An 18,939-nucleotide genomic window follows, 5' to 3' on the forward strand; every position below is an offset into this window, starting at 1 on the left:
AATTGTGCATCTATATTAATCCCTTGTCCTGATAGTAAAAGGAGTGCCCTAAAATTGGGACACTCCTATCTGACTTGTAACAATCCAAATCAAGGTGAAAATTAATTACCGATTGAGTAGACTTCCTACATATTGCAGCAGCTCATTTGCCGATGTTGTGTTATAGCCATGTTCATCAACTAGTCTTGCAACAACCTCATTAATTTTCTTCAGTTGAGATTCATCTGGCATTTTAGAAGAAGTAGTAATTTTCACAACATCTTTCAAGTCCGCAAATAATTTCTTTTGAATCGCTTCTCGCAATCTTTCATGAGAGTTGTAGTCAAATCGTTTACCTTTTCGTGCATAAGCAGAAATACGAATGAGAATTTCCTCACGAAATGCCTTTTTAGCATTTTCTGAAATACCAATTTGCTCCTCAATCGAGCGCATTAATTTTTCGTCAGGATTCATTTCCTCACCAGTTAGTCGATCGTATAGCTTATTTTTATTACAAAATGCCTCTACATTATCAAGGTAATTGTTCATCAATGATTTTGCCGATTCTTCATAGGAGTACACAAAAGCCTTTTGTACTTCATTTTTAGCAATTTCATCATATTCCTTACGTGCAACCGCAATGTAATTCATATATTTTTCGCGATCCTCTTGAGAAATAGAAGCATGCTGATCTAATCCATCCTTCAGTGCCCGTAAAACATCTAATGCATTAATCGATGGCACCTCTTTACGAATAATAGCAGAAGAAATACGGTTAATGATATAGCGTGGATCAATACCGTTCATCCCTTCGCTCGGAAACTCTTTTTTCAGCTCCTCCAAGTCAACGGAATTAAATCCCTCCACATTTTCTCCGTCGTACAAGCGCATTTTCTTAATCAGATCCACACCTTGTTTTTTCGGCACTTCTAATCTAGTGAGAACCGAAAAGATTGCTGCGGCCTTTAAAGCATGCGGTGCAATATGGACGTGGGACATATCACTCTCTTTTATCATCTTTTGATATATATGCTCTTCCTGACTAACTTTTAAGTTATACGGTATCGGCATAACGATAATTCGAGAATGTAAAGCCTCATTCTTCTTGTTCGAAATAAAGGATCGATACTCCGTTTCGTTTGTATGAGCAACGATTAATTCATCTGCACTAATTAAAGCGAATCTCCCCGCTTTGAAATTTCCTTCCTGTGTTAGAGATAATAAGTTCCACAAGAATTTCTCATCGAGTTTCAGCATCTCCTGGAATTCCATCATACCTCTATTGGCTTTATTGAGTTCCCCATCGAAGCGATATGCTCGTGGATCTGATTCTGAACCAAACTCACCAATAGTAGAAAAATCAATACTTCCTGTTAAATCAGCAATATCCTGTGATTTAGGATCTGATGGTGTAAATGTTCCGATGCCCACACGTTTATCTTCCGAAAAGGTAATACGTTCAATCATCACGTTTTCAATACGCCCATCGTATTCCTTTTCAAGACGCATCGTATTTAAAGGCGATAAACTTCCTTCAATTCTTATACCATACTCTTCAAAAAATTCATTACGCAAATGATGTGGAATTAAATGTAATGGATCTTCATGCATAGGACATCCCTTAATTGCGTAAACCGCACCCTCATCTGTGCGCGAATATTGTTCTAATCCACGCTTCAGTAAAGTAACGATTGTTGATTTACCACCACTAACAGGTCCCATTAATAATAAAATACGTTTTCTAACATCTAACCTGCGCGCTGCTGGATGGAAATATTCCTCCACCAGTCTTTCAATTGCTGTTTCAAGCCCAAAAATTTCTTGTCCGAAAAATTTGTACATTTTTTGCCCATCGCGTTCCTCTACACCAGAACTTTTTATCATATTGTAGACGCGTGAATGGGCTGTTTGAGCAACTTCAGGTCTTTCCCTAATGATGTTTAAATAATCTGCAAATGTCCCTTCCCACTTCAGCCTATTTTCTTCTTCGCGATAGTTTTTCACTTTATCTAAAATGTTAATAGCCTTCCCTCCATTCAGGGCTTGATTTATAACATAGTATGAAGTTAATGGCATGATGATACCCATTACTTTTTCTTTGACGACGTTTCTTCTTATTATTTCTTTTTTAGGGATAAAAAGATTGCGGATTTATTGGCTGTTTAAGCTTACTGAATGAAGATAAAAATTTCGGTTATTCTAACGTTAGAAAGGAGGTCCATCATTGCATCGCCATTTTATTTTTCTTTTCACATTTTTATTTTTAGGAATGATGCTGTACCCTACTGCCTCTTTTGCAAAAGAGGAGCTAACAGAAGAAGAAGCTTTACAACAGCGTATGTCCTATTATGTACAATTTGATGAATTACTCATTCCTTGGCATTTTTTAGCGGCTATCGATCAGTATGAAAGAAATCTCCAATCTGTTCGTAAAGATATCCCTAAACGAGAAGGCTATTTGGCTATCCAATTTTCTGATGAATATTGGTCAGGCGCATTAAATCCTGTAAAGGAAGATACCTCACCTGAGACGATTAGCTATTTCGGTGGTATGGGCCTTGATGGGAATCATGATGGAATCGCTAGTCCAAAGGATGATGAGGATGTCATTTTTTCAATGGCTAGTTATTTAGGAAAATTCGGCACGACTGATGAGGATTTTAAATTAGCATTATGGGAATATTATGGAAGTGAAGAAGCAGTCAATCAAATTTTTACGATTTCCACACTGTACAGACATTTTAAAACAATTGAACTGGATGCACATACCTTCCCTCTCAATATTCGCTCGAATTACAGTTACAGGGGTACTTGGGGTGCCAATAGAGGCTGGGGTGGACGTCGGATTCATGAAGGAACCGATATTTTTGCAAGTTATGGAACCCCTGTCTTATCTACCTCCTATGGAATTGTTGAGGTAAAAGGCTGGAATCAATTTGGTGGCTGGCGTATTGGTATTCGTGATAATCATAACTCCTATCACTATTATGCCCACCTTGGTAGCTATCATAAGGACATTGAGGTAGGCTCTGTTGTAGAGCCTGGCACGGTGCTTGGCTATGTGGGAAGCTCTGGATATGGGAAAGAAGGTACATCAGGAAAATTCCCTCCTCATCTTCATTATGGTATTTACAAATTTAATGGAAGAACCGAATGGGCTTTTGATCCATACCCTTCATTATTGCAATGGGAGCGGCAAGCAAAAAAACAAAAACAATAGATCTTTTATAATACATGGCACTTGAAGCATTTTGCTACAGGTGCTTTTTTCTTATTATATAGGAAAATTATACGCAAATATATTCATTAGTCGTTAGACATCTATATATATTTAACTACAGGCAACCCAGAACCCATTATACGGTTGTACTAAAAAACTATTTTTAACTATTTTTACCGAAAGCCTTATTAATCTACACAAATAGTTATAAAATAATAATTATGATTGAATAAAATTCTCAATGAGATAGTAAAGGGATGGGGAAATGAAAGGCATTTTACAGTTTAAAACACTTAAAGCTCGAATTTTAAGTGCATTTATTTTTTTGTTAGTTTTAGTAGTGAGCTTTACAACCTATACTTACAATTCCAATACAAATATGGAGAGACAGGCAAAAGGTTTAGTAAAGGAAGATCTAGTTGTTTTAAATGCCAGTAAAAATTTAGCATTATCTATGAGTGTGCGACTATCAGCAGCTTTAAACTATGTAATGACTGGTGATGAAAAATATAAGGAAACGTTTAATGAATATCGTCAAATGGCTGAGGAAAACAATGCTATTCTAGACGAATATGAAACATCAGATGAACGTACTCTGCTAGTAGAAATAGCACGTGATTGGAGTAATCTTGTCAACACTGAGGTGTTTGATATCTACGAAAAGGGCAATGAAGAGTTAGCTTTAGAAAATTTAATGGATACACATGCCCTCGTGACCAAAGTACGCAATGGTTATGAGGAACTTGCGGATGAACGTGCCGATGCGATTACGTCCGTTGGTAATGATGTTGTTTCAACAAGCTCTCAAAATCGAACAATCGGGATTGCTTTCAGTTTAATTTTAACTATAGCTGGTATTCTAATTGCTATTATTACAGCTAGTACCATTTCCAGACCGGTTAAAGTTGTAGCGAATCGTATGAAAGAATTAGCAGATGGTAATTTGCAACTGGAGCCATTAGCAGTGAAAACACGAGATGAAATCGGCACGTTAATGCTTGCTGCTAATGAAATGAACAATAAATTAAAACAAACGATTCATTCCATCTACAGCGTTTCAGAAACAGTGGCCGCAAGTAGTGAAGAGCTGGCTCAATCATCGAATGAAGTACAAGCAGGGACAGAGCAAATTACAGTAACCATGCAAGAGCTTGCTTCAGGTACAGAAACACAAGCGTCCACAACGGGTGATTTAGCAGAAACAATGACAGCCTTTAAGCGCAGTATTCACGACACAACACAAGAAGGCATTGAATTAAAAGAACATTCTAGCCATGTCCAAAATTTAACGGTTTCTGGTAAAGGCTTAATGGTTCAATCGACTAAACAAATGGCTGCGATTAATGACATTATGCTAGAATCCGTGAAAAAGGTTGAAAGTTTGAATGAACAGTCCGCCGAAATTTCCAAGCTTGTGTCAGTTATAGACGAGATTTCAAATCAAACAAATTTACTCGCACTCAATGCAGCGATTGAAGCAGCACGAGCAGGTGAACACGGAAAAGGCTTTGCCGTTGTCGCAGATGAAGTCCGCAAGCTCGCTGAACAAGTGCAATTCTCTGTCACGGATATTTCAACAATCGTCCATCGTATTCAAGGTGAGACAGGCAATGTCACTTCTGCCCTACAATCAGGCTATGAAGAAGTTAAAAGAGGAACCGCACAGCTTGATCAAACAAACGAAACATTTGATCAAATATCAAATGCAGTAGAGGATATGATCGAGAATATTACGACCATTTCTACTAATTTACATCATCTTACTCAAAATTCAGAAACCATTAATGTCTCTATAGATGACATGGCTTCTATTTCACAGGAATCCGCCGCCGGTGTTGAACAAACAACAGCAACTGTAGAGGAAACCGCCGCTACAATGGATGAAATCGCTAGAAGTGCAAATCAACTCGCAGGAATGGCTGAAGAACTAAACACCCAACTACAGCAATTTAAAATTTAACGAACTACACAACAAAAGCTATCTCAAATTTTTCTAATTCGAGATAGCTTTTTCGATTATTGCCAATGATTGATCGGAATTCTTTCCAATTCATGACGTTTGATAATTACGCTTATCTTTTGAAACCATTTCTCACAAAGCTCCATAGCTTCCTTGTAGTCCTCTTCCTCTTTTGAAATTGGCTCTTCACCATTATCCATAAACATATATTCTTGAATTGGCTCTGATAAATGATCCACCACTAATTTTAAAGAAAGCTGTGAAATTGTATCTTCCTCCACCTCCACTTCCTCTATTTCATCCGCTTCCCCAAGTAAAGACCCACTCATAAGGTGATTCTTTGTTCTAATCATAAACTCTTCGTCTTCCATGATGGCCACTTCATATATTTTGTTAAATGGAATCTCTATTATTGTCAACTCTTCATCTAGCGATTCTCTTCGTGCAAAAATAAGCGTATTTGTCTGTTCATTTAACAATAAAGCATTTAAAGCATCATTGGATAATGTACATTGGGTATGAGGAATAGCCATTATCTCTTCTTCACTAGCTTCCGTCATTTGTACCAAAGTTTGTGCAGCAATATAACGTTCTTTTATATATCGAATGCTACCAATACTGACTAAAGCAAGTCCTATTAAAAAAAATAATGGCTTAATGATGGCTAATTCAATTGCATTTGCTAGAAAAAGATAGACAATCCCTAATAAAATGAAGAAAATATTTTTCATTCAGACCCCGCCTTTATCAAGATAATTGCTAGAAAAAATAGGTTGATGTACTAGCAATTTTATTCTCGACTCTAGCTTTTCATTCTAATAAAAAACACGAATCCATTGAAATTCAATGACCTCGTGCTCTCCATAGTTTAATTTTTCTTTACTGCTTGCACCAAGGACATGTTGTGATGGTAGTACAAGTAAGCTCACCACGACAATCGTGATACCCGTTATAAATTGACTTGAAAGCTTCCCCTAACATTCCCGGAATCCGGCTAATCCCAATAACAATAATACCAGCAATAATCATACTGCGTATTTTAGACTATTGAATGCATCTTTAATTAGTGTTTATTTACTTGAGAATATATCATTGTGAAGTTTTCATTCACCATGTCATTTATTGAACCTTTCCATTTCGGTATAAAATCATTTTGTCATATCAACATAAAAAAACAGCTACAACCTCAATGCGAGTTGTAGCTGCCTATTTCATTCCACTTACCCCTAAGTGTTTGATTGCATTATACGTTTTGTGTGACAAGTAAAACGGATGGTATAAACGATAGTGCAAACATAGCGATATACCATAATGAAGTACGACGTAATGAAAAACGAACTTTTTTTCGTTCTGCATAAAAAATATCTAGCATAACTGCAACAATAAAAGGCATTGTAACGCATGCAATAGCTACTAATAAGATGTCAAAATAAATCATACAAGCACCCCTTTGTTTGTGAACATTTTTCATCTTTTTTGTGAACAATTTGTGATAAATTTATTGTACACAATTTCGTCACAAATTGTCAACGAATTTTAAAGAAAAAAATGGTACTTTATGATTTAAAACATCTGTCTGTTACCCTCTATATTTATATGTTAAGCCCCTTAAAAAATTACGTACGAACGAATCACCGCACTCTTTATAATTACGGTGACTTGGATTTCTTAAAATGGCACCTAATTCACCTTTTGTCACCTTAATTCCACCATCATATAAAATTTCAACCATCTCCTCAGTTGTTAAGGATAAGGCAATTTTCACTTTCTTTAATAGCATATTGTTCGGACTTTCTTTTCCAGACACAGGTAGTGGTCCCTCAGCCTGTCCTTCCTTTGGCTTCTGTGGCCCACGTTTAAAGGTAATGAGTCCATTTAAAAAAGCTTCCAACATTTTATTATTACAACTAATGTATGTTTCTGGTGCTTCTTCCTCATCATTAATCTTAATGAGCATATTTAATACTTCTTCTTTCGTATAGTTCATACCACCTAGCTTAAAAATTTCCACCATATCTACATTTTTTATATCGAATGCATAGCGTAAACGAATTAAAATATCATTATTCGTCATTCTGTTGTTCCTCCTTTAATCAACCTTCTATAGTAAAGAGCCAGGCTTAATTATAACAGAGAGTTTGCTGATTATTGCTGGCTTTCCACAAGTTGTTGTTATTAGCATTTAGCGTGTGCGTTTCCTTCTTTTTAAATGTATGAAAAGTTGGTAAGCAACCATTCTAAGCTCAAGGAGGTGAGAACAATGGCTAACAATAACCGTAGTTCAAATAAGCTTCTAGTACCTGGCGTACACGAAGCTGTCAATCAAATGAAATATGAAATTGCACAAGAATTTGGCGTTCAGCTTGGGCCAGAAGCATCTTCTCGCGCAAATGGTTCCGTTGGAGGAGAAATTACAAAACGCCTTGTTGAAATCGCTGAGAAACGTTCAAAAGGTTTATTATAATTAAATAAAAACTAATAAGAAAAGAACGAATCCCATTTGAAGAAGTGGAATTCGTTCTTTCGTGATGTATAGGATTAAGCCGTTTGCAAACCCTTGCCTGTTCCCTGAAGTGTCAGCATGACGATAAAGGAAATGCAATACAATGCTGCTAAGTAAATCATAACGACTGTCATATCATAACTTTGTAAAATATAGCCGACAAAGATTGGTGAAAATCCTCCTATTGCTCGACCAAAGTTAAAAATAGTATTTGTTGCTGTACTGCGAATTTGGACTGGATAGAAGCTACTAATTAATGCACCATACCCTGCAAACATTCCGTTAGAGAAAAATCCTACAACTGCACCGCCTAATAATATGGCTACTGCACCTGTTGCAAAGGAATAAAGGAATACTGCACAGGCTGAGGCTAATAAAAAGATACCGAATGTACGCTTTGCACCAAAACGATCCATAAATCTACCAAATGTCAGCATTCCAATAATCATGCCGACAGCGGTACTAATTGTCCACAAGGCTGAGCTGGAAACTGATAATCCTTGCGATTTTTGTAGCATAGATGGTAGCCAGATCATGAGGCCATTATAGCCTGCGATTTGAACAGTAGCCATTAAAATCAGCGAAAGAGTCGTCATCGTGATTCGTGGTGAAGCAAATAACTGGGCCAGTTTCCCTTTCTCTTGCTTATTGTTTTGTTTATTCTGTGACGCCACCCATTCTGGTGATTCATCAAGATTTTTACGTACGATAAAGGCAAAAATGACTGGTAATAAACCGACGAAGAATAAAGCTCTCCATCCTAAAGTTGGTAAAATGATGGCACTTAGTAATGCCGCTAAGATCACCCCATACTGTGCCCCTACACTTACATACGAAGAAGCTCTTCCTTGTTTATTCTTCGGCCAAGCCTCCGCCACAAGTGCCATACCAATACCATATTCCCCACCAGCTCCTAAGCCAGCGATAAATCTATAAACATAAACTTGCTCAATACTTGTTGCTACGCCTGTTAAGGCTGTTCCGATGGCAAATAATATGACGGTATACGTAAACACTTTTACGCGACCATATTTGTCGGCCAACACACCAAAAATAATACCACCCATTAGCATTCCAATATTTGTGATGGATGAAATCAATCCACCAGTTGCAAGATCAATATTAAATTCTGCAATAATCATTGTCATAGCAAAAGAAATAAACATAATGTCCATTCCCTCTAGCGTTAACCCTGCCACTGAAGCGACCACGGTTTTTTTACGATAATCCATTCTTTGTAGCCTCCAATTTTCTAGTTGTCGATCTCTTTTAGTGAATGGATTATAGCTGTCTTGTCCATTCTCTTTTGAAGCCTCACGGGACTTCCTTTAAAAGAGGAGTATGGAACAATAATAAAAGCCCTTCCGTCACAGAGGACAAAAGGGCATGACAAAGCAAAGATATTAGCTTAAAAATATCACATAGCCCTTTTCAGCCTCTCTGGACCGTATTAAAGGATTTATATATCGTTCATTTATACCGTTCTACATTCTATAAGATTACGAATGAAAAAGCAATGGTTGAATAGTGGAAATTAGCCTGATACTTCAATAAAGTTTTGGGCAAATTGATAAATCAAATGAGCTGGTACAGCTAAGTTCAGATTCTGACCATCATCAAAGCCTGCTGTTATCAAACCGACCAATCGTCCATGCATATCCAATAAAGCACCACCAGAACTGCCATTGGAAATAGCAGCCGTAAATTGAATCATAGACATTTTTCGAAGATCTCGAAAGCCTGAAACAATTCCATCAGAAACCGAATTAAATAATCCTAAAGGACTGCCAATCGCCACAATTTTTTGCCCGCGAACTAATTGACCCTCTATTTTAACGGGCAAAGGTAGACTTGTTCTGTCTACCTTCAAAATAGCCAAATCATGCATGTCATGATATTTCACAAATTGATGGGTAATATACTCGTTTGGATCATTTTCATATAGCACTGAATAATAGTTCCCACCACCTACAACATGCAAGTTCGTCAAAATATAGCCATCGCGATGGAGAACAACTCCAGAACCAAAACATAACACCTTACCATCTGCACCAAATGTCTTTATCATCACAACAGACGTCGCTAAAGAAGCCAACTGTTCATAACTACACTCTTCTGTAGTAACCATACTAGTACTAAGGGCTGGGAGAATCGTCGGTTGTTGTGGTGGTATGCTTTTCATCGAGAGCATTTTAGGGATTATGAATTCTTTTTCATAGCAATTACGACAACTCTGCAAAGTAGATGATGCTGCTATGATAGGATACAAATTAGGGATATCCCCTTTAGGGTTCATATAGCATATATCGCAGCCAAGTGTCGATAAAAAATATAAGAATAATGATTCATGCTGCGTAATGTCTCCTATAAAAACAATTTTAAAGGATGCTTGATTTTCCTTAGAAAAAATTTGTGGTAAATAATAATCCATCCAATATAAAAATTTAACTGCAAAGTTTTTTAGTAACGTGTCATTAGCATGCGGCTGATGTTCTTTAAAAAGATGGAGAATTTTTTTAAAGCTAAGCTTTTTTGTCCATTCAAGTTGATCATTCGCTAATTTACCGCATAAAGATGTCTCATACAGTAACTGCATACTATCAGCAGCAGCCTGCCAATCTCCCCAAAGCTCCGACAGTCTATCTGCATCTTTCTTATTATTGATGACCTCAAGCCTATGTAGTCGTAAATAAAATACGCTTTGCTTTGTGAAATACTCATCCATTTTTAAAATATTTTCTTTATAAAGATCTACAGAATCAGGTATACCAATATAACGTAGAAAGACCACTTCCTTCGTAAGGGCATTATTGTGAGGATTGATCTGCATAAACTCCTGAAAAGGATTAGCTAACTTTTTATACTTAATTTTTAACGGTCTCGTTGTCACAACCATCTTCATACAACTCCTATAAAACGTCATTACATATAATGGTACTTATATACAATTCTCTGATTTCTCTCTAAATCCTCTATTCCTTACGAACAAAAAAGCCCAACTCTATAAAGAATTGGACGTTTTCTTCACCTTTCTTAAATAAAAACAGACAAAAATACTTATCAGAAGTAATAGCTAATGCAAATGGCAAAACAGCTATACGAAGAGCTGCTTGAAAAAGAAATCATACCAGAAGAAAATGAAAAGGAATTAGCATTGAAAGTCCTCGCTCAAATGATCGAAAATTTGAGGACTCATTGGACATTCGTTACGAGCTATCTGGAGACAACATAAAAAATAGAGAAATCCGAATTCGGATTTCTCATTAATTGAAGCTAGTTATACCCCAGCCTCTCAAATGGTTTGCTTACTTAAATACTTGCGCTGCGGCAACAGCCTTTTTCCAGCCTGCATAAATATTGTCACGATACTCGTCACTCATATTTGGTGTAAATTGACGATCTAAATTCCAATACTTACCGATCTCCTCTGTTGAATGCCAATAGCCAACTGCTAAGCCTGCTAAATAGGCAGCACCTAAAGCTGTTGTTTCATTGATAACTGGGCGATCAACAGGGACATTTAATAAATCTGCTTGGAATTGCATTAAGAAATTATTTGCCACAGCTCCGCCATCTACACGCAATTTTGCTAACGGAATATTAGCATCTGCTTCCATCGCTGCTAATACATCCTTTGTTTGATAAGCTAATGATTCTAGTGTCGCACGTACAAAATGTTCCTTCGATGTCCCACGTGTTAAGCCAAAGACAGCTCCTCGTACATCAGAATCCCAATACGGTGTGCCTAAACCAACAAATGCTGGGACAACATAAACTCCATCTGTTGACTCCACACGCGTCGCATATTGCTCTGATTCACTCGCATTACGGAACATACGCAAACCATCACGTAGCCATTGAATTGCTGAGCCTGCTACAAAAATACTTCCCTCTAAAGCATACGTTACTTTACCATCTAAGCCCCAAGCTAATGTTGTCAATAATCCATTATTTGACTTCACTGCCTTTTCGCCTGTGTTCATTAACATAAAGCAGCCTGTGCCATATGTGTTCTTGACCATTCCTTCTTCAAAACATGCCTGACCGAATAATGCTGCTTGTTGGTCACCAGCAGCACCCGCAATTGGGACAGCAGAGCCAAAGAATAAAGCCTCCTCTGTATAGCCATAAATTTCAGAAGAAGGACGTACTTCTGGCAGCATAGAGGCAGGAACAGTTAAAATTTCTAAAAGTTCTTCATCCCACTGTAACTCATGGATATTATACATCAATGTACGAGAAGCATTTGAATAATCTGTTACATGTACTTTCCCACCCGATAACTTCCAAATGAGCCATGTATCAATTGTACCGAATAGCAATTCTCCTGCCTCAGCTTTTTCACGTGCTCCCTCAACATGATCTAAAATCCACTTCACTTTTGTGCCAGAGAAGTAAGCATCGATTAATAAGCCTGTTTTATCACGGAATAAATCATTGTAACCGCTTTCCTTTAACTGCTCACAAATTTCATTCGTTTGACGTGATTGCCAAACAATTGCGTTATAAACAGGTTTGCCAGTATGTTTATCCCACACTACGGTTGTTTCGCGTTGGTTTGTAATCCCAATCCCTGCAATTTGGCTTGAATCCACACCTTTTTCTGATAACACGGTTGCAATACAAGATAGGATAGATGACCAAATTTCCTCTGCATGATGCTCTACCCAGCCTGCTTGTGGAAAATGTTGTTGGAATTCTTGTTGGGCAGTGTGTACAATTTTACCCTTTTCATCAAATAGAATAGCTCTTGAACTTGTTGTACCTTGGTCTAACGCTAAAATATATTTTTTTTCTGACATAGAAATCCCTCCAAATAAATTAGTCTTCAACTTGAACATTCTTGACAGTTAATTGTGCCCCTATGAAAATAGTAACAACAATCACTGCAACAATCCAAAATGCTATACTATTTTTCCCTTCAAATATTTGTTGGAAAAACAATGCACCAAATGTACCACCAATAATTGGACCTACAACTGGTATCCATGCATATCCCCAACCAGAATCACCTTTTCCTGAAATCGGCAAAATAAAATGGGCAATACGTGGACCCAAATCGCGGGCAGGGTTAATTGCATAGCCTGTTGGGCCACCTAAAGCCATCCCAATCACAATAATTAACAGACCAACTAAAAATGGATTTAAACCATCTGTAATCGTATTTGTACCTAACGCTAAAATGCCTAATACTAAAATAAATGTTCCTATCATTTCAGATAGTAGATTTGATAAAGGATGCTTAATAGCTGGCATTGTGGAAAATGGCGCTAATTTTGTATCTGCATCTGCTGTTGCCTGCCAATGTGGTAAATACATAAAGTAAACAAGCGTTGCTCCTAAAAATGCACCAATCATTTGTGCTGCAATATAAGCTGGTACATCTCCCCATGGGAAATTGCCAATCGTGGCAAGAGCAATGGTTAGTGCAGGATTTAGATGAGCACCGCTAATTCCCCCTACTGCATAGGCTGCCATTGCAACAGCAAGTCCCCAAGCAAAGGTAATAACAATCCATCCACCACCAAAGCCTTTCGATTTGTTTAGCACAGTACCAGCTACAACGCCGCCACCAAATAAAATAAGAATCATTGTGCCGACCATCTCAGCTGTAAACGTAGACATAGTGAAGTCCCCCTTTGTGATAATAGCCCACGGAAAACAAAAAGGAACCCACATTTAATCAAACTACATTAAAACATGTAGATGAACAAATGTGGGTTCCTTTTCCTAACCACGCGCTTATGAACTTAAGTTCATTTTAGAGAAAAAAACATACAGAGTCAACTATTTATTGAAATTTTCCCATAATTTCTTATTAGATGTTGTAACGGCGATAGCGCCCCCAGTTAACGCTTCTTCAATATTGTCCACTGTACGCACTAAGCCACCTGTAATAACAGGGATTTGTGTCCGCTCATAGATTTCTTGAATCATAGACGGAATAATGCCTGGTAATAGTTCAATATAATCAGGCTGTGCTGTTTCAATCATCGAATAACTTTTTTCAAGAGCAATCGTATCAATCAAAAACACACGTTGAATAGCCATAATTCCACGAGCTTTGGCTTTCATTAGCATATTGGAACGAGTTGAAATAATACCAGCGGGACGAACATCATTACATAAAAAGTCCGCTGCAAAATTATCCGTTTTTAAGCCATGAATTAAATCAGCATGAATAATTAATTTTTTTCCATGCCGATGTGCCTCACGCTTTAAAGACATCAATAAGCTAATATGCACCTCCAAGAGGACAATATAATTGAATGGACTTGCTATTATTTCGTCAAACTGCTTAACAGTACGCGCTGCAGGAATTACCTGTTGATTATCAAAATGCATACCATTCTCTCCTTCCCTTATAATACAGGGTAAATGCTCACCTTATATTATGAGAGTAACTACCTCATTATAGCGCAGTTGTCGCTCGTTTTATTTCTTTCTTAACATCTTCTTCATATTGTGTACGTTGCTGTGCTGTCCAGTTGAGTTGCTTAGCCATTTCATCTAAAATAGCCTCTTTATATTGTTTAACAATGGCCATTTGGAAGAACATATATCCTGTACGGCGAACCATAAAGTCATTCGGATGAACGACCATTTCATGATGAATACCATACATTAATTGTGCATACAGCCATGATGGTAAAACTGGATGTCCTTCCTTAACATAGTTAAAGACAATATCTACATTGCTACCATAATGCTGTGTTAAAAATTTAGCCTCTTCTTCGGATAAGCCTAATTTTTTGCCTAATCTTGTATGGTCATGTAAGAAGGCATATAATTTCTTTGAACCGCCAATATCACCACCAGAAATTGGTATTTTCTTTGTTGTACATGGAGAAGATTGAATGCCAAATTGTTGCTCTAGTTCCTGTGCAATCGTATTTAATACCGTTTCAGCCATTTTACGGTAGCCTGTTAATTTCCCACCTGCAATTGTTACAAGTCCTGATGGTGATACCCACACTTCATCCTTACGAGAAATTTCAGACGGATTTTTTCCGTCCTCATGAATCAACGGACGCACACCTGCCCAGCTTGATTCAATATCCGCATCTGTCACCTTTACATTTGGGAACATATAACGAATCGCGTTCATTATATAATCGCGATCCTCTTGATAAATATCCATATTACGAGCATCGCCCTCATAAAATGTATCTGTTGTTCCTACATAGGTCTTACCCTGACGAGGAATGGCAAATACCATGCGACCATCAGGTGTATCAAAATAAACAGCTTGTTTTAATGGGAACTTTGATTCATCAAAAACAATATGCACACCTTTTGATAAAATTAAATGCTTACCTGCCTGCTTCCCTTCAATTGTGCGCACATCATCCACCCATGGACCAGCAGCATTAACCACTGCCTTTGCACGAATATCGATTGTACGGTCTGTTATTAAATCCTTTGCTACAATGCCATTGATTTTTCGCTGTTCATTATATAAGAAGTTTTCGGCTTTCATATAATTAATTAATGTTGCACCTTTTTCAATCGCTGCCTTCGCTACCTCAATCGTTAAACGAGCATCATCCGTACGGTATTCCACATACATACCACCGCCAAGCAATCCCTTTGTTTTCACTAATGGCTCCTTCTCAACGGTTTCAACTGCATTTAACATATAACGACGCTCAGCACGTCTGACTCCTGCTAAAAAATCATAGACACGCAAGCCAAGATTTGTAGAGTATTTTCCAAATGTCCCGCCCTTATGAAAAGGTAACAGCATCCAAACAGGTGTTGTCACATGTGGACCATTTTCATAAACAATGGCACGTTCCTTTCCTAACTCTGCTACCTCTTTTATTTCAAATTGCTTTAAATAGCGTAAACCACCATGTACTAATTTTGTCGAACGGCTAGAGGTACCTGCTGCAAAATCCTGCATTTCCACTAATGCTACAGAAAGACCGCGAGCAATAGCATCTAGTGCAATACCACATCCTGTAATGCCCCCACCAATTACTAATAAATCATACTCCCTGCCTTGTAGTTCCTCCATTGTTTGTTGTCGTTGTATCGCAGAAGCTGTACTCATATTTTATTTCCTCCCTCATCATTTTAAAGATAAAAAAAGACCATCAAAAGCATATGTACGCTAGGTACATACGTTTTCAATGGTCTCTCAGTTACTCAAACCTGCTATTAACTTACTTTTTATTGTAATATGCACATTCGAAAAAGGCAAGTTTATGTTTTAGCAGTATACTGTTATGTGAAGAAATATGCGCTACGAAAGTAGCTACACATGCCTAAACAAAAACGTTTTTTAGCAAAAGATGATAGCCTCTACTGTTCATTTGAAACTTAATAAACATTTGATCGTAAATATATTAAAAAATTGTAACGGTTAAAAAGGATTGAGAATTTATGAAGGATTGGTGGCAAAGAAGAAAAGGCAAGAAGTACCACAGCGGTTATACATTTTTAGATTTCATTTTTGATATACTCGTTTGGATACCTGAACTCATTCTCTTGCCTTTTAGAGTCCTTTTCTGGTTACTTAGAGGCATAGGGAGATTGATTGGTGATATATTTGATTTTGTCTAAAAATGCTGTTTGCTTATAAAGGTTAAAATAAATAGGAAGATTCATTTGTAGCCTTTATACCAGAAAAAAAGCAAGAGTAAGGAGTGGATATTGCTTACTCCTGCCCTTGCTTTTTATGAATTATGCTCCATTCTTACCAGCTAACAGGTCACTCCATATTATTTGCTTCAAAGTTATCTAACAATGCACGCACTTCATCTGTTGATTTCGTGTTCATCAATTGGCTTCTTAATTCACCAGCTCCACGGAATCCTTTGACATAAATTTTGAAAAAGCGGTGAAGCCCTGTGATGGAACGTGGTAGTACTTCCGCATATTGATCTTGCAGATCGAGCTGCAGTCTTAAAAGATCAAGATACTCTTTACTGCTATGCTCTTTTGGCTCTTTTTCAAAAGCAAACGGATTTTTAAAAATACCTCGCCCAATCATCACGCCATCAATACCATATTGTTCAGCTAGCTGCAGTCCCGTTTGACGGTCAGGAATATCTCCATTGATTGTTAGTAGCGTATTTGGTGCAATACGGTCACGTAATTTTTTGATTTCCGGAATAAGCTCCCAATGCGCATCTACTAAGCTCATTTCCTTTCTTGTTCGTAGATGAATCGAAAGGTTCGCTATATCTTGTTGTAAAATATGTGTTAGCCACTCCTCCCACTCATTTATCTCCTTGTAGCCAAGACGGGTTTTCACACTGACAGGCAATCCACCCGCTTTTGCTGCTTGAATCAATTCTGCCGCGACATCTGGACGGAGAATAAGGCCACTCCCTTTTCCTCTTGATGCCACATTCGGTACAGGGCAACCCATATTAATATCAATGCCTTTAAAACCGAGCTCTGCCATACCAATACTCATTTGACGGAAATAGTCGGGATTATCCCCCCAAATATGTGCCACCATTGGCTGCTCATCTTCTGTAAAAGTCAAACGGCCACGTACACTTTTCTGTCCCTCTGGATGACAATAGCTATCCGAATTTGTAAACTCTGTAAAAAATACATCCGGCCGACCCGCTTCATTTACTACATGTCGAAAAACAACATCTGTCACATCTTCCATTGGTGCCAGCACAAAAAATGGTCGTGGTAAATCACGCCAAAAATTATCTATCATGTTAAACCCAAATCCTCTCACTATGAATAAAACTCTATACTTTCAGTCCAAAATATAAAGCTCAATTTTACATTTATATCATGCCCAATAACTTTTTGAAAATCAGTCACGTTTATTATATCGAAAATCGTTCTTAAATGGTAATTGTCTAAATAGAAAGCAGATAGTATAGATTTCTCTACACCATCTGCTTTTCTACTCTACTAACGTTAGCCAAGCAACTGCTTCACAATGCGTCGAATGCGGGAACATGTCTACTGGCTGAATTTCCTGTGTTTGATAGCCGCCATCCTCCAAAATACGAAGGTCGCGTGCTAGTGTAGCTGGGTTGCAGGAGACATAGACCACTCGCTTTGGTTGTTGCTCTAAAATGGTAGTTAGAAGTGCTTCGTCGCAGCCTTTGCGTGGTGGATCGACTACTAGTACGTCTGCTTCCTTGCCCTCCTTATACCATCTCGGTATAACTTCCTCTGCTGGGCCAGCCTCAAAATAAGTATTGGTAAAACCATTGAGTACTGCGTTGCGTTTAGCATCTTCAATTGCTTGTGGGACAATCTCCACGCCCATGACTGCCTTTGCTTTTTGTGCCAGGAATAAAGAGATGGTACCAATGCCACAATACGCATCAATGACGCGTTCATCCCCCTGCAAGTCAGCATAATCCAATGCTTGTTTATAGAGGACCTCTGTTTGCTCTGGGTTGACTTGATAGAAGGAACGAGCTGAAATCTCAAAACGTACATTGCCAATTGTATCAATAATGATGTCCTTGCCCCAAAGATTGATGGTATCATCACCAAAAATCACATTGGTTTTTTCATTATTCACATTTTGCATAATCGACGTAACGTTCGGAACTAATCTTTGAATCACTGCAACGGCTGCCTCTTTTTGTGGGAACTTTTTCTTTTTTGTTACAAGGACAACCATGACCTCACCTGTTGCTCGTGCTTTACGAATGACAACGTGTCGCAGCATTCCTTCGTGTGTATGCTCATTGTAAGGGCGAATTCCTATCGCCGTTAATTCCTTTTTCAAGCCTGCAAGAATGGCGTCCGCTTCTCCTGTTTGAATTAAGCAACGATCCATATCTACAATGCTATGCGTTTTTGTTTTATAAAAACCTGCAATCGCTTGTCCTTCTTCATTTACAGAGAAGGGGATTTGCGCTTTATTACGGTAATGCCAAGGCTCTTCCATTCCTTTTACAGGAAGAACAGGTGCATTAATTTTACCAATGCGCTGCATCACATTGCGCACCATATTTTCTTTCCACTTTAACTGCCCCTCATAGGATAAATGCTGTAGTTGACAGCCGCCACATTGCTTGAAATAATCACAGGGTGCTACTACTCGATCTGAAGATGGCTTAATAATATCTACAACTTTTGCAAAGCCATAATTTTTCAAGGTTTTCATCACATGTATTTCAGCTGTTTCGTTCGGAAGTGCGCCTTGTATAAATAGTGGGTAGCCATCAACCTTTGCGACGCCATTGCCATCATGTGTTAAATCTTCTATATAAACTGAAAGTCGATCATTTTTTTTCACGGGTGCTGACATTCGTACATCCTCCATTTCAATCTCCTTAT

17 protein-coding genes are annotated in these 18,939 nt (G+C 37.9%); 5 read left to right on the forward strand and 12 right to left on the reverse strand.

Features of this window, described 5'->3' with window-relative positions; genetic code table 11:
• Positions 1 to 105: 105 nt before the first annotated feature.
• Positions 106 to 2,055, reverse strand: coding sequence for a PrkA family serine protein kinase (locus NST76_RS19010; protein WP_342544326.1), 1,950 nt, complete (start codon positions 2,053 to 2,055; stop codon positions 106 to 108).
• A 148-nt stretch (positions 2,056 to 2,203) separates the two neighbouring features.
• On the opposite strand from NST76_RS19010, the gene NST76_RS19015 reads away from it, so the two are divergent.
• Together NST76_RS19015 and NST76_RS19020 are read left to right on the forward strand one after the other, a co-directional pair.
• On the forward strand, positions 2,204 to 3,199 hold the full coding sequence (locus tag NST76_RS19015; RefSeq protein ID WP_036123406.1) for a M23 family metallopeptidase: 996 nt from the start codon (positions 2,204 to 2,206) through the stop codon (positions 3,197 to 3,199).
• 265 nt (positions 3,200 to 3,464) lie between these two features.
• Complete coding sequence (locus NST76_RS19020; RefSeq protein ID WP_342544327.1) at positions 3,465 to 5,159, forward strand: methyl-accepting chemotaxis protein; 1,695 nt, start codon at positions 3,465 to 3,467, stop codon at positions 5,157 to 5,159.
• A gap of 56 nt (positions 5,160 to 5,215) precedes the next feature.
• Here the strand turns inward: NST76_RS19020 and NST76_RS19025 are convergent, their stop codons facing one another.
• The 3 genes from NST76_RS19025 to NST76_RS19035 form a co-directional block, all read right to left on the reverse strand.
• On the reverse strand, positions 5,216 to 5,890 hold the full coding sequence (locus tag NST76_RS19025; protein WP_342544328.1) for a hypothetical protein: 675 nt from the start codon (positions 5,888 to 5,890) through the stop codon (positions 5,216 to 5,218).
• A gap of 512 nt (positions 5,891 to 6,402) precedes the next feature.
• Positions 6,403 to 6,597: a hypothetical protein gene (locus tag NST76_RS19030; protein WP_036123412.1), complete on the reverse strand. Its 195-nt coding sequence runs from the start codon at positions 6,595 to 6,597 to the stop codon at positions 6,403 to 6,405.
• Between the two features lie 141 nt (positions 6,598 to 6,738).
• Positions 6,739 to 7,233 (reverse strand): DUF1456 family protein, encoded by a 495-nt coding sequence (locus NST76_RS19035; protein WP_342504411.1) that lies wholly within the window; start codon positions 7,231 to 7,233, stop codon positions 6,739 to 6,741.
• A 186-nt stretch (positions 7,234 to 7,419) separates the two neighbouring features.
• On the opposite strand from NST76_RS19035, the gene NST76_RS19040 reads away from it, so the two are divergent.
• A complete protein-coding gene (locus NST76_RS19040) occupies positions 7,420 to 7,623 on the forward strand; it encodes an alpha/beta-type small acid-soluble spore protein (protein ID WP_004225662.1) in 204 nt (67 codons plus the stop codon).
• 74 nt (positions 7,624 to 7,697) lie between these two features.
• Here the strand turns inward: NST76_RS19040 and NST76_RS19045 are convergent, their stop codons facing one another.
• Positions 7,698 to 8,894: an MFS transporter gene (locus tag NST76_RS19045; protein ID WP_141905453.1), complete on the reverse strand. Its 1,197-nt coding sequence runs from the start codon at positions 8,892 to 8,894 to the stop codon at positions 7,698 to 7,700.
• A 302-nt stretch (positions 8,895 to 9,196) separates the two neighbouring features.
• Positions 9,197 to 10,558, reverse strand: a complete 1,362-nt coding sequence (locus NST76_RS19050; RefSeq protein ID WP_342544329.1) for a trypsin-like peptidase domain-containing protein — start codon at positions 10,556 to 10,558, stop codon at positions 9,197 to 9,199.
• A gap of 180 nt (positions 10,559 to 10,738) precedes the next feature.
• On the opposite strand from NST76_RS19050, the gene NST76_RS19055 reads away from it, so the two are divergent.
• Positions 10,739 to 10,894: a hypothetical protein gene (locus NST76_RS19055; protein WP_157492969.1), complete on the forward strand. Its 156-nt coding sequence runs from the start codon at positions 10,739 to 10,741 to the stop codon at positions 10,892 to 10,894.
• Positions 10,895 to 10,967: 73 nt separating this feature from the next.
• Here the strand turns inward: NST76_RS19055 and glpK are convergent, their stop codons facing one another.
• From glpK to NST76_RS19075, 4 genes are all read right to left on the reverse strand, one after another.
• Positions 10,968 to 12,464 carry a glycerol kinase GlpK gene (gene glpK / locus NST76_RS19060; RefSeq protein WP_058844190.1) on the reverse strand — a complete coding sequence of 499 codons (1,497 nt, stop codon included), beginning with the start codon at positions 12,462 to 12,464 and terminating at the stop codon, positions 10,968 to 10,970.
• 19 nt (positions 12,465 to 12,483) lie between these two features.
• Positions 12,484 to 13,287 carry an MIP/aquaporin family protein gene (locus NST76_RS19065; RefSeq protein ID WP_342544330.1) on the reverse strand — a complete coding sequence of 268 codons (804 nt, stop codon included), beginning with the start codon at positions 13,285 to 13,287 and terminating at the stop codon, positions 12,484 to 12,486.
• 162 nt (positions 13,288 to 13,449) lie between these two features.
• Positions 13,450 to 14,007, reverse strand: coding sequence for a glycerol-3-phosphate responsive antiterminator (locus NST76_RS19070; RefSeq protein WP_330493937.1), 558 nt, complete (start codon positions 14,005 to 14,007; stop codon positions 13,450 to 13,452).
• 67 nt (positions 14,008 to 14,074) lie between these two features.
• The gene (locus NST76_RS19075) at positions 14,075 to 15,718 is read right to left on the reverse strand and encodes a glycerol-3-phosphate dehydrogenase/oxidase (protein ID WP_141905457.1); all 1,644 of its coding nucleotides are present in this window, start codon (positions 15,716 to 15,718) and stop codon (positions 14,075 to 14,077) included.
• A gap of 332 nt (positions 15,719 to 16,050) precedes the next feature.
• Here NST76_RS19075 and NST76_RS19080 point away from each other — a divergent pair, with 332 nt between their 5' ends.
• Complete coding sequence (locus tag NST76_RS19080; RefSeq protein ID WP_342544333.1) at positions 16,051 to 16,230, forward strand: hypothetical protein; 180 nt, start codon at positions 16,051 to 16,053, stop codon at positions 16,228 to 16,230.
• A gap of 148 nt (positions 16,231 to 16,378) precedes the next feature.
• Here the strand turns inward: NST76_RS19080 and NST76_RS19085 are convergent, their stop codons facing one another.
• Together NST76_RS19085 and rlmD are read right to left on the reverse strand one after the other, a co-directional pair.
• Complete coding sequence (locus NST76_RS19085) at positions 16,379 to 17,347, reverse strand: tRNA-dihydrouridine synthase (protein WP_101966914.1); 969 nt, start codon at positions 17,345 to 17,347, stop codon at positions 16,379 to 16,381.
• A gap of 195 nt (positions 17,348 to 17,542) precedes the next feature.
• Positions 17,543 to 18,910, reverse strand: coding sequence for a 23S rRNA (uracil(1939)-C(5))-methyltransferase RlmD (gene rlmD, locus NST76_RS19090; RefSeq protein ID WP_340812716.1), 1,368 nt, complete (start codon positions 18,908 to 18,910; stop codon positions 17,543 to 17,545).
• Positions 18,911 to 18,939: the final 29 nt, after the last annotated feature.

The sequence above is a fragment of the Lysinibacillus sp. FSL W7-1291 genome, assembly GCF_038593415.1.
GTDB classification, from domain to species: Bacteria; Bacillota; Bacilli; order Bacillales_A; family Planococcaceae; genus Lysinibacillus; species Lysinibacillus fusiformis_D.

Coding starts and splice junctions, on each gene's coding strand:
- NST76_RS19010 (WP_342544326.1), bottom strand. CDS start 2,055: ATGCCATTAACTTCATACTATGTTATAAATCAAGCCCTGAATGGAGGG.
- NST76_RS19020 (WP_342544327.1), top strand. CDS start 3,465: ATGAAAGGCATTTTACAGTTTAAAACACTTAAAGCTCGAATTTTAAGT.
- NST76_RS19025 (WP_342544328.1), bottom strand. CDS start 5,890: ATGAAAAATATTTTCTTCATTTTATTAGGGATTGTCTATCTTTTTCTA.
- NST76_RS19030 (WP_036123412.1), bottom strand. CDS start 6,597: ATGATTTATTTTGACATCTTATTAGTAGCTATTGCATGCGTTACAATG.
- NST76_RS19035 (WP_342504411.1), bottom strand. CDS start 7,233: ATGACGAATAATGATATTTTAATTCGTTTACGCTATGCATTCGATATA.
- NST76_RS19040 (WP_004225662.1), top strand. CDS start 7,420: ATGGCTAACAATAACCGTAGTTCAAATAAGCTTCTAGTACCTGGCGTA.
- NST76_RS19045 (WP_141905453.1), bottom strand. CDS start 8,894: ATGGATTATCGTAAAAAAACCGTGGTCGCTTCAGTGGCAGGGTTAACG.
- NST76_RS19050 (WP_342544329.1), bottom strand. CDS start 10,558: ATGGTTGTGACAACGAGACCGTTAAAAATTAAGTATAAAAAGTTAGCT.
- NST76_RS19055 (WP_157492969.1), top strand. CDS start 10,739: ATGCAAATGGCAAAACAGCTATACGAAGAGCTGCTTGAAAAAGAAATC.
- glpK (WP_058844190.1), bottom strand. CDS start 12,464: ATGTCAGAAAAAAAATATATTTTAGCGTTAGACCAAGGTACAACAAGT.
- NST76_RS19065 (WP_342544330.1), bottom strand. CDS start 13,287: ATGTCTACGTTTACAGCTGAGATGGTCGGCACAATGATTCTTATTTTA.
- NST76_RS19070 (WP_330493937.1), bottom strand. CDS start 14,007: ATGCATTTTGATAATCAACAGGTAATTCCTGCAGCGCGTACTGTTAAG.
- NST76_RS19075 (WP_141905457.1), bottom strand. CDS start 15,718: ATGAGTACAGCTTCTGCGATACAACGACAACAAACAATGGAGGAACTA.
- NST76_RS19080 (WP_342544333.1), top strand. CDS start 16,051: ATGAAGGATTGGTGGCAAAGAAGAAAAGGCAAGAAGTACCACAGCGGT.
- NST76_RS19085 (WP_101966914.1), bottom strand. CDS start 17,347: ATGATAGATAATTTTTGGCGTGATTTACCACGACCATTTTTTGTGCTG.
- rlmD (WP_340812716.1), bottom strand. CDS start 18,910: ATGTCAGCACCCGTGAAAAAAAATGATCGACTTTCAGTTTATATAGAA.